General features: G+C 72.5%; 12 protein-coding genes. 7 read left to right on the forward strand and 5 right to left on the reverse strand.

Features of this window, described 5'->3' with window-relative positions; genetic code table 11:
* Positions 1 to 170: 170 nt before the first annotated feature.
* Positions 171 to 1,781: a hypothetical protein gene (locus IH61_RS0119195; protein ID WP_078911230.1), complete on the reverse strand. Its 1,611-nt coding sequence runs from the start codon at positions 1,779 to 1,781 to the stop codon at positions 171 to 173.
* A 140-nt stretch (positions 1,782 to 1,921) separates the two neighbouring features.
* Positions 1,922 to 2,116 (reverse strand): hypothetical protein, encoded by a 195-nt coding sequence (locus IH61_RS0119200; RefSeq protein WP_031071352.1) that lies wholly within the window; start codon positions 2,114 to 2,116, stop codon positions 1,922 to 1,924.
* Positions 2,117 to 2,485: 369 nt separating this feature from the next.
* Between IH61_RS0119200 and IH61_RS0119205 the strand changes: the two genes are divergently transcribed.
* From IH61_RS0119205 to IH61_RS0119215, 3 genes are read left to right on the forward strand one after another with little or no spacing between them, the layout of a single operon-like run.
* Entirely contained in the window at positions 2,486 to 2,878 is a 393-nt protein-coding gene (locus IH61_RS0119205; RefSeq protein WP_031071354.1) for an ankyrin repeat domain-containing protein, read from the forward strand.
* A gap of 24 nt (positions 2,879 to 2,902) precedes the next feature.
* Entirely contained in the window at positions 2,903 to 3,430 is a 528-nt protein-coding gene (locus IH61_RS0119210) for a GNAT family N-acetyltransferase (RefSeq protein WP_051837439.1), read from the forward strand.
* A gap of 47 nt (positions 3,431 to 3,477) precedes the next feature.
* Positions 3,478 to 4,596 (forward strand): serine hydrolase domain-containing protein, encoded by a 1,119-nt coding sequence (locus IH61_RS0119215; RefSeq protein ID WP_078911231.1) that lies wholly within the window; start codon positions 3,478 to 3,480, stop codon positions 4,594 to 4,596.
* A gap of 37 nt (positions 4,597 to 4,633) precedes the next feature.
* Here the strand turns inward: IH61_RS0119215 and IH61_RS0119220 are convergent, their stop codons facing one another.
* The 3 genes from IH61_RS0119220 to IH61_RS0119230 all read right to left on the reverse strand — a co-directional run bounded on the left by IH61_RS0119220 (position 4,634) and on the right by IH61_RS0119230 (position 6,978).
* Positions 4,634 to 5,290 (reverse strand): vitamin K epoxide reductase family protein, encoded by a 657-nt coding sequence (locus tag IH61_RS0119220; protein ID WP_031071360.1) that lies wholly within the window; start codon positions 5,288 to 5,290, stop codon positions 4,634 to 4,636.
* 84 nt (positions 5,291 to 5,374) lie between these two features.
* Complete coding sequence (locus IH61_RS0119225) at positions 5,375 to 6,205, reverse strand: thioredoxin domain-containing protein (protein ID WP_031071366.1); 831 nt, start codon at positions 6,203 to 6,205, stop codon at positions 5,375 to 5,377.
* A 98-nt stretch (positions 6,206 to 6,303) separates the two neighbouring features.
* Entirely contained in the window at positions 6,304 to 6,978 is a 675-nt protein-coding gene (locus tag IH61_RS0119230; RefSeq protein WP_031071368.1) for a hypothetical protein, read from the reverse strand.
* A 277-nt stretch (positions 6,979 to 7,255) separates the two neighbouring features.
* On the opposite strand from IH61_RS0119230, the gene IH61_RS0119235 reads away from it, so the two are divergent.
* The 4 genes from IH61_RS0119235 to IH61_RS0119250 all read left to right on the forward strand — a co-directional run bounded on the left by IH61_RS0119235 (position 7,256) and on the right by IH61_RS0119250 (position 11,493).
* The gene (locus IH61_RS0119235; RefSeq protein ID WP_031071370.1) at positions 7,256 to 8,146 is read left to right on the forward strand and encodes a TIGR03619 family F420-dependent LLM class oxidoreductase; all 891 of its coding nucleotides are present in this window, start codon (positions 7,256 to 7,258) and stop codon (positions 8,144 to 8,146) included.
* 154 nt (positions 8,147 to 8,300) lie between these two features.
* Positions 8,301 to 9,335 (forward strand): ricin-type beta-trefoil lectin domain protein, encoded by a 1,035-nt coding sequence (locus IH61_RS0119240; RefSeq protein WP_031071372.1) that lies wholly within the window; start codon positions 8,301 to 8,303, stop codon positions 9,333 to 9,335.
* 68 nt (positions 9,336 to 9,403) lie between these two features.
* Positions 9,404 to 10,375 (forward strand): RICIN domain-containing protein, encoded by a 972-nt coding sequence (locus IH61_RS43005; RefSeq protein WP_031071374.1) that lies wholly within the window; start codon positions 9,404 to 9,406, stop codon positions 10,373 to 10,375.
* Between the two features lie 239 nt (positions 10,376 to 10,614).
* Positions 10,615 to 11,493 carry a CHAD domain-containing protein gene (locus IH61_RS0119250; RefSeq protein WP_078911232.1) on the forward strand — a complete coding sequence of 293 codons (879 nt, stop codon included), beginning with the start codon at positions 10,615 to 10,617 and terminating at the stop codon, positions 11,491 to 11,493.
* Positions 11,494 to 11,809: the final 316 nt, after the last annotated feature.

Here is an 11,809-nt window from a genome sequence, read left to right on the forward strand (position 1 = left end):
TGTCACATCTGGCCGGGGATATCACCCAAGGTGTCACCTGTTTCACATCTGGTGATCGTGCGAACTTTCTGTGACGAGCGTACCGGGACGGGTTCCGACGGTATTCGTCGCCCCCGAATCGTCCGCCTCCGCGGGGCTCCATGGGGTTCCACGGGGCTCCGCGGCGGCATTCAGGAGATCGGGCGGGAGCGGATCATCGGTTCATCCTTGGCCAGAACGACCGGCACGACCGGAGCGACCGGCACGACCGGCGGGTGCTCCGGGCGCGGCGGCGCCCCGACCCCGGCCGCGGCCTCCGTACGGGTGTCGCGGTGCGGCAGCAGGGCGATCACCGCGTTCCGCAGCGAGGCCGGGGCGTCCTCGTCCAGCGGGTCGACGGTGGCCGGCACCTGGAGCCGGACGGGCGCGGCGTTGCCGATCCGGGCGTAGCCGCGGCCGACGGGCGCGTGGGCGGCGGGCACGATGTCCAGGGGTGCGCCCAGTGCGGCGTACGCCTCCTCGGGGCGGGTGGGGCCGAGCAGCACCCGCGCCCGGGTGGTGGCGAGGACGGTCGGGGTGAGGCGGTCGTGGGCGGCGACGTCGTCGGCGATCACCACCGTCACCCGGGCGGCCCGGCCGTGGCGCAGCGGCAGCTCCAGCAGGTCCTGCGGGTCCGGGCGGCCCTCGGCCCGGGCCAGCTCGCTCAGCTCGGTCGGGTGGTCGAGCAGCAGCCACAGCGGCCGGGTGACGTCCTCCGGCGGGGCGGCGCCGGCGTGCCGGGCGGCGTTGAGCGCGGCGAGGCGGCGGTCCGTCTCGTTGGCGGCCCACTCCAGGGCGGCCAGCGCGCCGTGCAGGCTGGTCTCCACGGTGTGCACGCCCGGGCGGTTGACCAGGCAGGCGTGCTCCCCGGTGCCGGCGCCGTCGACCACCACCAGGTCGGCGTAGGGCAGGGCCTGGAGGGCGACGGAGCGCACCAGGCTGGAGGTGCCGTAGCCGGTGGCGCCGAGGGCCAGCAGGTGCGGTTCGGAGGAGCGCGGGCCGGTGCGCCAGACCACGGGCGGCTGTTGCACGGGGGCGCTGCCCTGGTGCACCGGGATCGTCCGGGCGCTGCCGTCCCCGTCGGTGAAGCCCAGCACGATCTCGCCGGGGGCGGCGACGAAGCGCTGGGCGGTGATGTCGGTGGGCAGCGGCGTCAGCGCGGTGATCCGCAGCCGGTTGGACTCCTCGTCCCAGTCGAAGCGGTACTCCCGGGCGCGGCCGGCCTTGCCCTGGACGACCTGCTCGATCCGGGCGCGGGCGGCCGGCTCGGTGTCGGTGAAGTAGGCCGGGTAGACCAGCTCCAGCCGGGCGAGGCGGCCCTCGGCGTCGAACTCCCAGGAGCCGAAGGCGTCCTTGTAGTCGCCCTCGAAGTGGTACATCGGGTTGGCGTCCTCGGGCCCGCACAGGTACGGGGTCAGCGCCGCGTAGAGCGCGCTCAGCTTGACGTCGGCGACGTCCGGCGCGGGTGCGGCGGGGGCCGCCTTGGGGGCCCGGCCGGCCCAGGCGGCGCTGGCCATCAGGGCGATCAGGGCGAACAGCAGGCCGTGGGGCAGCAGGTAGATGCCGACCGCCATCGCGGCGGTGAGAAACAGCGTGGGGCCGCGGCGCTCCTTCGGGGTGGCCTGCCAGCGGTCCCTGGCCCAGGCGCTGTGGTGGCGCAGACCCCGGCTGATCACGGTGAGCGGGGCGAACATGTCGGAGGCGTGGTCCCCGGCGGTTCGGGCGATCTCGCGGCCCTTGACGAGATGGCGGTGGAGCGGCATGGCGTGACTCCCCGGGCTGGTGGGACGGGTGGTGGGACGGTCGGTGGGAGGGGCGGCGGCTGGTTCGGCCGTACGACGGAGCCCGGGGCGGTGGGAATCCGCGCCCGGGCCCGTGCGGGGGCTTTCGAGTGTTCGGGCCGCTAGAACTTGAGGCCGCTGAGCAGGCTGGCGAGGCTGGCGCCGCCCGCGGTGATGCTCGGGGCGATCGAGGAGCCGGCGACGTAGAAGCCGAGCAGGGCGCAGACGATGGCGTGGGAGACCTTCAGTCCGTCCCTGCGGAAGAACAGAAAGGCGATGGTGCCGAACAGGACGATGCCGGAAATGGAGAGGATCACGTTCTGCTCCTCGGGGAGGGGGACAGGGCAGTGTCACGGAAAGTGCACTAATCGTGACAAAAAGTAATAGATGATGGAACGGGGCAAATGGGTGGTTCTGCCGTTCAATACCGCCACGGACGCCGGACGGAGGTATGCGAACCGGTCGAAGCGGTGGCCGTGCGCCGCCCGGATTCCGTGCGGCAGTGGCGCGGCGAGGCATTCCCGGCGGATGGGCGGGAAGCTTCCCGGGGGGTCGGTAAGTTCGCTCTAATGGCCGCGCAACCGGTGCGGCCGCGTGTCGTACCGCCTCAGCCGTACCGCCCTACTCGTACCGCACCACCCGTATCGCACGATTCGATTCGACCGACGAAGGAAAGGCCGATCTCCATGACCGACGCCCCCGACGCTGATGTGATCGCCCTCGCTGGGAAGCTCTTCGACGCCGCCCGCACCGGGGACGACGCCGCCCTGGCCGCCTACCTGGACGCGGGCGCCCCGGTCGGCCTCACCAACGACCGCGGCGACGACCTGCTCATGCTCGCCGCCTACCACGGTCACGCCGCCGCCGTCGCCACCCTGCTCGAGCGCGGCGCCGACCCCAACCGGGCCAACGACCGTGGCCAGACCCCGCTCGCCGGCGCCGTCTTCAAGGGCGCCGACGACGTCCTCGAGGCCCTCCTCGCCGGTGGCGCCGACCCGACCGCGGGCACCCCGAACGCGCTGGACACGGCCCGGATGTTCGGCAAGGAGCACCTCGTCGCCCGCTTCGAAGGCAGGTAGCCGCGGGTCGTAGGCTTTTCGACCATGGACACCAAGACCGCCGGCACCGTCGAGTACCGCGTCACCGGCTTCGGCCACCCCGACGCGCAGGCCCTCGCCCAGGAGGTGCAGCAGGAGTACGTGCGCCGCTACGGCAGCCCCGACGAGACCGAGATCCGCTCCGAGGACTTCACGGCGCCGGCCGGTCTGTTCATGATCGCCTACCTGGACGGCCGGCCGGTCGCCTGCGGCGGCTGGCGGGCCAAGCAGGCCGGACCGGACGGCGTGCGCGACGGCGACGCCGAGGTCAAGCGGATGTTCGTCGTCCCCGACGCGCGGGGCCGGGGCCTGGCCCGCGCGGTGCTGCGCCGCCTGGAGCGCACCGCCGTCGAGGCCGGCCGTACCCGGTTCATCCTGGAGACCGGCACCGAGCAGCCCGAGGCCGTCGCGCTCTACGGCTCCGAGGGGTACGTCGCGATCCGCAAGTTCGGCATCTACAAGGACCACCCGCTGAGCATCTGCCTCGGCAAGGAACTCGACCCGGCGGCGGTTGTCCGAGACGTGTCAGTCTGAGCGGCCGCCGCGCCGGGTAGGTTCCCGTCAGCCCGAGGGGGTGACGGATGGACGAGCACGAGCCCGGCGCCGGCCGGCTTCCCGAACTGGGCCTGCCCCAACTGGCCCCGCCCGAACGGGCTCTGCCCGAACTGGCCCGGCCCGGAGGGGAACTGGACCGGCTGGTGCGCGAGGGCGTGCGCACCGTCGGCGCCGGAGCCGTCTGGGCGGTCGGCGACGCCGCCGGCCCGCTCGGCGGCGGCAGCCACGGCGCACTCGGGCAGGGCCCGTACGCCCGGCTCGCGCCCGGGCCGGACACGCTCTACGACCTCGCCAGCCTCACCAAGGTCGTCGCGCTCTGGCCCTGCGCCGGGGTGCTCTGGCAGGAGGGCCTGCTGCCGCTCGACGAACCGCTCGGGCGCTGGTGGGCTCCCGCCGGCGGGCGGCGCGTCGGCGGGGTGACGGTCCGTCAACTCCTCACCCACACCGCCGGGATGCTCCCGTTCACCCGCTTCGAGAAGCTCTACGGCCCCGAGGCGGCCGCCATCCGCGCCGGGGTGCTCGGCGCACCACTGCACCGCGAGCCCGGGGAGGCCGTGGAGTACACCGACCGGGCCGCCGTGCTGCTCACGTACGTCGTCGAGGACCTCGGCGGCGCCGGGCTCGACGAACTCGCCGCCCGCTGGGCCTGGGGGCCGCTGGGCATGGCCGACACCCGCTACGGGCCCCTGCCGGAACGGGAGTTGGGGCGAACGGCGCCGACCGAGTACGAGGAACGCGCCGGCGGCTACCTGCGCGGCGTCGTGCACGACCCCTCCGCCCGGCTCCTCGGCGGGGTCTCCGGAAACGCCGGGGCCTTCTCCAGCAGCCGGGACCTCGGCCGCTTCCTGGCCGCCGTGCTCGACCCGCCCGCCGGGATCGGCTGGGGCGGGGACTGGACCGCCGAATCGCTGCGCGAGCAGACCGGCGGACTGGAACCCGCACGCGGCCTGTCCTGGATGGTCGCCCCCGGCACGGATCCGGCCGAGGGCACCTTCGTCCACTACGGGTTCACCGGCACCGGGTTCTGGGTCTCGCGCCGACTCGGGCGCTGGGCCGTCCTGTTGACCAACAAGGTGCACTACGACCGGACCACCCAACCGCTCACCGACCTGCGCAACGCCTACCGGCGAGCGGTCTTCGGGTGACCTGGATTTTGGCTGAGCGCCTGTTCTTGACGCATCGTCAGATCAGCGTGCTCCAGTAGAACCAGAACCGGTTCAGGACCAGCAGTGCCAGCACCGTCACCCACACCACCGGCAGCGCCCAGTGGTAGCGCGCCGCCTCCCGGACGACCGTCGCCCCGCGCGGGCCCACCGGGATCACGCCCGTGCGCAGATTGTGCAGCGTGGTGTACCAGAACAGCAGCACCACCGTCACCCACACCACCATGCAGTACGGGCACAGCGCGCCGATGTCGTACAGCGCCTGGTCGATCAGCCAGTGCACCGCCAGCAGGCCCAGCGTGGTGCCCGCCTGCAGCCCCAGCCAGAACCAGCGCCGGTACGCCCCGCCGGCCAGCAGGCCCGCCCCGACCGCCGCCAGCGCGCCGAACGCGGCGATGCCGAGGAGCGAGTTCGGGAAGCCGAACACCTCCGCCTGGTCGGTGCGCATCACCGAACCGCAGCTGATGATCGGATTGATGTTGCAGCTCGGGACGTACGACGGGTTCTCCAGGACGCGGAGCTTGTCGAAGGTCAGCACCGCCGAGGCGGCCAGGCCGACCAGCCCGCCGAGGAACACCAGCAGGGCCAGGGCCCGGCTCGCGCCGACGGCGGGGGAGGAGGACGCGGAAGCGGGACGGGAGGAGGGCGGGGTTGGCACGGTGGCGGCGGCGGTCATGGCTGCTCACTCCGGAAGCTGGGAGGGGCCGGCCCGGCCGGGAGGTCGGCCGGGCCGGTGGTGCGTGCCGTGCTTCGCGCGCTCCTACTGCAGGCCGGCGGCCTGCCTCACCGCCTCGGTGAACTGCTCCGGGCTCACCACCGCGTTGCCGGTGAACAGGTTCACCGTCCTGCCGTCCACCTTCACGGTCGGGGTGCCCGTCACCCCGCTGTCGTTGAACTTCGCGGCCACCTGGTCCGCCCACGGCTCGTAGGTGCCGTCCTGGACGGCCTTCACGAAGGCGTCCGTCTTCAGCCCCGGCACCTTGCCCGCGAGGTCGAGGAGGTGGTTGACGTCCCCGAAGCCGTCCTCCCGCTCGTCCGGCTGGTTGGCGTACAGCACGTCGTGGAACGCCTTGAACTTGTCCACGCCCTCGTTCAGCGCCGCACCGGAGGTGGCCAGGGCGAGGTGGGAGCCGTTGCCGCCCAGGTTCTTGTCCAGGAACGCGGCCAGGTGGTACTGGACCTTGATCTGGCCGTCCTCGGTGAGCTTCGCGGTGGTGGCGCCGTTCGCCGCCTCGAAGTGCTTGCACACCGGGCAGCGGAAGTCCTCGTACACCTCCATCGTGTGAGGCGCGTCCGCCTTGCCGTACGTGACCACCGTGCCGCCGTCACCGGTCGCGTTCGCCGGGACGACCAGGGCGGTGCTCCTCGCCTTGCTCGACGGCTTCTCGTCCTTCTTCGCCGAGGTGATCGCCAGCGTCACCCCGCCGATCAGGGCGATCACGGCGACGGCGGACACCGACGCCACGATCCGCTGACGGCGCTTGGCGGCCGCCTGCTCGGCGCGGTGCAGCTCCTGCAGCCGCTCACGGGTGCTGGCGCGCTTGGACTGCTGGTGCTGCTGGTGCTGCTGGTGCTGCTGGTTCTGAGCCATGGGAATTCAACTCCTGTGGACGCGCGGATGCGCGCGGAAGACCGGAAGGGGACCAACGCGGAGTCGGGCGCACCACCTGCTGGAGCTCGTCCTTCGAGTCAGCAGGCAGGCGCGAAAACCGGCGGCCCCCGGCGCGGCGCAGGGCTCAGAACCACATCCGCATGACGCGGCCGCACCCGGTCCGACGCCGGCAGCGGCACCCGCAACACCGGCCGAACCGGAGCCGGGACCAGCAGCAGCACCAGCGCCCGCAGCGGCTGGGCCAACGACTCGCCCAGCGCCCGCAACGCCCTCGCCAGCCCCGACAGGGCGGCATCCCCCAACCGCAACCACGAGGCGGCGGCCAGCGCGATCACCAGGTGCACGAACAGCAGCAGGAACTGCGCGGCCGCCGGCGCCAACTGCCCGGCATGCCCCAGCGTCCCGTCCAACCACGACCCGTCCATCGACCCGCCGCCACACACCAGCAGATTCACCCCACGCGAGGGCACCTGCCCCGACAGCACCGGCCCACAGCCCGTCTGCCCCAGGTTGAACGTGGTGTTCAGCAACAACTCGACCGGCACCATCACACCCGAGATGTGCAACAGCCGCCGCTCCCCACCCGCCAGCGCGGCCGCGAGGACGAACACGACGACAGTCGCCACCCCCACCAACGACACGGGCAACGGACGCCCCGTGATCACGACCTGCCCCAACGCGGACAGCGGCACCGCGAGCGCGGTGAACACCGCTGCCCGCAGGCCCCTGATCACATGGCTGGACGTCGTCACGCCCCGGAGTATGCCACGCCACTTACACACCGCACGAGACCACGTCCCACCCGCCCGCCCACCTCCGGCCACCGGCCATCCGGGCATCCGGGCATCCGGGGAGGGCCGCCGCCTCGGCCTTCCGGCACACGCCACCTGTGCAGGGTTGCGCAGCGGCTGACAGGAGTTCCGCCGCACCTCGGCGGATGAAGCGAGGCCGCAAAGGAGTTGGGGGTGGTGCAGGACGGAACGGCAACCGTCGTACCACCACCGGACCGCCACGGAAAGGTCTCCCTCCATGCCTGATCTACGCCTCGGTGTCTCCCTTCAACCGCGCTGGCCGCTCGACGACGGAACGGCCGTGCTCCGTGCCGCAGGCCATGCCGAGAGCGCCGGCTTCGACCACGTGGCGGTGGGCAACCGCCTCCTGGACAGCGGATTCGGCCTCGACACCGACCCGCTCGTCCTACTGTCCGCCATCGCCGGCGTGACGACGCGCCTGCGGCTGCTGACATCGGTGCTCGTCGCGCCCTACTATCCGGCGCTGGTCCTTGCGAACCAGGCAGCCACCCTGGATGTCGTGTCCGCGGGCCGTCTGGTCCTGGGCGTCGGTGTCGGATGGAACCCGGACGAGTTCGACGCCCTCGGCGTGCCTGTCCGCGAACGGGGCGCGCGCACCGACGATCACCTCGCGGCCGTCAGAGCCCTCTGGGCACGGCGGCCCGCTGACTTCGACGGGCCGTTCACGCGACTGCGTGCGGCAAGCCTGGGGGTGCCCCCGGTCACTCCTGGCGGCCCGCCCGTATGGGTCGGCGGCCACAGTGATGCCGCTCTGCGCCGTGCGCTGCGGTACGGCGACGGCTGGTACGGCACCGGCGTCGACCCTGCGGGAGTCACTGACGTGCGACGCCGCCTGCGCGAGCTCGCTGCCGACACAGCGGATGCCGACCGCCTGACGCTCGCTTCGGCCGCATTCCTCACGCCTCCCGGCATTCCCGCGGCCGTTCAGGCTCCGGGACAACCTCTCGGCGGTGTCTCGCCCACCGCGACGAGCGTGGCCGACGCCCTCGGGCGGCTCGCTGAGGCGGGGCTCACCGTCTGCACCCTCTGGCTGCCCATTGCGGCTGAACACATGGAAAAGGCGATGGACTGGATCGCGGCCGAGGTCCTGCCGCAGCTCGCCCGATGACCCTGAGCTGACCGGCACATGCGCGGACGGACTTCCGTCCGGGGCCGCTCAGCTGTCGTGTACACGCGCCGTCTACGCGGTGTGTATCGGACTGCCGGAGCCTGTCCGGGAGGTCGGGACCAGCCCGGCCTCCCGGAAGGAGAACCGGTACGACATGACACGAGTACACCGCCTCGGCTCCACCGCCCTGCTGGTGGCCGGCGCCCTCCTCGTGGCGGCCGGCACGGCGTTCGCCGCGCCCGCCCTCGACGAGCACACCACCGGCGCCCGCATCACGACGCAGGGGGCTCCCGCCCCCGCCGCACCGCTGCACCTCCCGCCGCCCCGCCTGGCCTCCGGGGACCAGGAGGTCCCGCTCCAGCCGCCGGCGCCGCTGAGTTCGGACCTGAAGCCGAACTCCAAGGCGGGCCCGGCCCCGAAGGCCGTCCAACCACGGGTCGGCAACCCGGTGACCGACATCATCTCGTCCCTCATCGACATCTTCGAGAAGCTCATCGACATCATCCAGAGGGCACTGGAGAAGCCGGACCGGGGATCCTTCGTACAGGCGGTCGTCAACGACACCGCCGCACGCACCGGCGGCCACTACAACATCATGCTGGTCGCCGACGACGCCCAGTTCGACGCCTCCTTCGCGCACACCGTCTGGGACGGCCGTATCAAGTACAAGGACGGCCAGCTCTTCCGCCTCTTCATCTTCGACTCGGGACACTTCACCCTGCACAGCGACGGCGGGTGGAGCAACTGGGGCTTCTACGGCCGCTACAGCTCCAACTCGGGCGAACTCACGTTCTACAAGTCCCCCGGCGACAGCATGAGGAGCGCCGCCAACGACGCCAAGTGCGTCGACGACCAGCAGGGCGGCCTGGGCAACGGCAACCCCATCCAGGTCTACGACTGCAACACCACCGACCCGCAGTGGTGGTACCGCGACGGGCAGGCGCTCAAGGTCAGCATCAGCGGCGTCACCAAGTGCCTCGACGCGGCCGGCGGCGGCTGGACCGACAAGGTCCAGCTCTGGGACTGCAACGGCTCCCCGCCGCAGCAGTGGTCCTACGACAACGGCGCGCTGCGCAACGCCAAGTGGCAGTACTGCCTCGACATCCCCAACAGCAACCTGGGCAACGGCAACCGGCTGCAGATGTACCCCTGCAACGGCACCGCCACGCAGCACTTCACCCTCCCCTGACGAGGGCTCGCACCGGCCCGGCCGCCCCGGCCGGGCCCACCACCGACTTCGAACCTAGGTGCACCCCCATGAAGAGAACCCTCCTGGGCTCCGCCCTGCTGCTCGCCGCGGGAACCGTCCTCGCCCTCGGGCCGGCCGCGGCCGCGCAGTCACCGGACCGGGCACCGTTGCCCGCGATCGCCGCCGCGAGCGACCAAGGCAGCATCCCGCTCGCCGCACCCACCGCTCACCCGTCCGCGTCCCCGTCCACACCCGCGTCCCCGTCCACACCCGCGCACGCGGCGCCGCGCGCGCAGCTCGCCTCGTCCGGCGTCCAGATCACCAAGGACGACATCTCGGTGGGCGGCGCCATCCAGTCCCTGTTCGACCAGTACCCGTCCTTCATCTTTCCGCCGGACCAACTCGTCCAGGGCTTCGTGGCACACGGCGCCGACCTGACCGGCGGCCACTACAACCTGCTCCTGGTCCGCGCCGACGCCCAGTTCTCCATGAACTTCAGCACGATCCGGGCCTCCGCGATCCTCACCCACAGCAGCGGCATCCGCTACAACCTCTGGATCTTCGACCAGGGCACGTTCACGCTGCGCAGCGACGGCGGATGGACGAACTGGGGCTTCTACGGACGCTTCAACAGCTCGGGGGGCAACGTCAACTTCTTCCGCCTGCCCGGCGGGCCGGTGATCGGCAAGGACGGCAAGTGCCTGGACGTCCGCGCGAGCGGCACGGGCAACGGGACGCCCGTCCAGATCTACCACTGCAACAACACCAACGCCCAGTGGTGGAACCGGGACGGGCTCGCCCTGAAGGCCCTCGGCAAGTGCCTCGACGCCAACGGCGCCTCGACCGGCGCCCTGGTGTGGCTGTGGGACTGCAACGGCAGCCTCCCGCAGCAGTGGTACTACGAGAACGGCCAGCTGCGGAACGCGCAGTGGTCGTACTGCCTGGACATCCCGAACGGTGACACCACCGACCAGCGGCAGCTGCAGATGTACCAGTGCAACGGCGGCGACGCGCAGCGCTTCAGCGCCCCCGGCGACTGAGCACTGCCGCGACACCGCCCGACAGGCCGCCGGCCGTACCTCCCCGGGTACGGCCGGCGGTGCGCGTCCGGGGGCGGGCGGCTGCCGGGGGCGCCGACCCGTGGGGGGCCGTGAGCCGTCCGAGGTCGTTCCCGCTCGGGCCCGGTGTGCGTGTTCTGCCGGTGGGTGGGCGATGGCCTGGCGTGAGCCGAAAGACACGTCCTAGCCTGGAAGCCGACCTCTGTGAGGTGGTGAGGCGCATGGCCGGGGCAGGAAGCACGGTCGGGCAGGTGCTGATGGCTCGCATCGAGGCGCAGGCCGTGGTGCTGGCCGGGCTCGATGACGCCGTACGGGCGGATGAGCCCGACGCGGTGCACCGGATGCGGGTGGCCTGCCGTCGGCTGCGCAGCGCTCTGCGGACCTTCCGCCGCTACCTCGCCCCCGGTTCCACCGACGACCTGGTGGCCGAGCTCCGGTGGCTGGCCGCCGCGCTCGGCCGGGCCCGGGACCGGGAGGTGCTCACCGAGCGGCTGGTCGGGCAGGCCCGCGAGTTGCCCGCCGTGTGCGGGCCGGGGCGGGTGGCCGCAGACCTGGAGCGGTGGGGGCGCGAGGAGTACCGGCGGGCCTGGCCCGAGGTGACGGCCGCACTGGACAGTCCGCGTCGCCGCGCCCTCGGCGTCGCCCTCGGCCGTCTGCTCGCCGACCCTCCGCTGCGCCGCCGGGCGCAGCGGCCGGCCGTCCCCGGGTTGGCCCGGATCGCCGAGCGGGAGCAGCGGCGGACCGGCAAGCGGATGCGGACAGCCCTGGAGGCACCGAGCCGGGAGCGGGACGCGGCGCTGCACGATGCCCGCAAGGCCGCGAAGCGGGCGCGCTACGCGGGCGAGACGGCGGCACCGGCGGTGGGGCGAGCGGCGGAGCGCTACACGGAGCGGATGAAGGCCGTGCAGGAGGTGCTGGGCGAGCACCAGGACGCGGTCGTGGCCGCCGCCGCCCTGGCGGGCGCGGCGGCCACGAGCGCTGCACCCTTCGGCTACGGGGTGTTGTACGCCCGGCAGTTGGCGGAGGCGGAGTCGGCGCGGGAGCGCCTGCCGAAGGCGTGGAAGCGGGCGGGGAAGCGGAAGCTGGCGCGGTTCGGCTAGGCCGTGTCTTTCGGCTCACGTCGGATCAGCGGGCGGCTCCCCCAGCCTTCGGCCGGGAGGTGCCCCCATGGGTGCGTGCATCGGCGGTGCCGAGGAGGGAGTAGATGCGGTGGGGGCACCTCCCAGCCGCCAGGCTGGGGGACATCGGCGACCGACGAGAAGCCGTCGAGGTGCGTGCCCCGGCGGCGACCGCCCGGCGTGATCCGAAAGACACGGCCTAGATGAATGAGTCCAAGGTCAGTGATCGAAGGCGATCAGCGAGCGCATGACGGGGCGGCCAGTCTGGGCGTTGTGCCAGACGGCCGCAGTCAGGGCG

The organism is Streptomyces sp. NRRL WC-3742 (assembly GCF_000720635.1).
Lineage (GTDB): Bacteria > Actinomycetota > Actinomycetes > Streptomycetales > Streptomycetaceae > Kitasatospora.

Excerpts from the sequence above, each read along its gene's own strand:
- IH61_RS0119195 (WP_078911230.1), bottom strand. The coding sequence starts at position 1,781 with ATGCCGCTCCACCGCCATCTCGTCAAGGGCCGCGAGATCGCCCGAACC.
- IH61_RS0119205 (WP_031071354.1), top strand. The coding sequence starts at position 2,486 with ATGACCGACGCCCCCGACGCTGATGTGATCGCCCTCGCTGGGAAGCTC.
- IH61_RS0119210 (WP_051837439.1), top strand. The coding sequence starts at position 2,903 with ATGGACACCAAGACCGCCGGCACCGTCGAGTACCGCGTCACCGGCTTC.
- IH61_RS0119215 (WP_078911231.1), top strand. The coding sequence starts at position 3,478 with ATGGACGAGCACGAGCCCGGCGCCGGCCGGCTTCCCGAACTGGGCCTG.
- IH61_RS0119220 (WP_031071360.1), bottom strand. The coding sequence starts at position 5,290 with ATGACCGCCGCCGCCACCGTGCCAACCCCGCCCTCCTCCCGTCCCGCT.
- IH61_RS0119225 (WP_031071366.1), bottom strand. The coding sequence starts at position 6,205 with ATGGCTCAGAACCAGCAGCACCAGCAGCACCAGCAGCACCAGCAGTCC.
- IH61_RS0119235 (WP_031071370.1), top strand. The coding sequence starts at position 7,256 with ATGCCTGATCTACGCCTCGGTGTCTCCCTTCAACCGCGCTGGCCGCTC.
- IH61_RS0119240 (WP_031071372.1), top strand. The coding sequence starts at position 8,301 with ATGACACGAGTACACCGCCTCGGCTCCACCGCCCTGCTGGTGGCCGGC.
- IH61_RS43005 (WP_031071374.1), top strand. The coding sequence starts at position 9,404 with ATGAAGAGAACCCTCCTGGGCTCCGCCCTGCTGCTCGCCGCGGGAACC.
- IH61_RS0119250 (WP_078911232.1), top strand. The coding sequence starts at position 10,615 with ATGGCCGGGGCAGGAAGCACGGTCGGGCAGGTGCTGATGGCTCGCATC.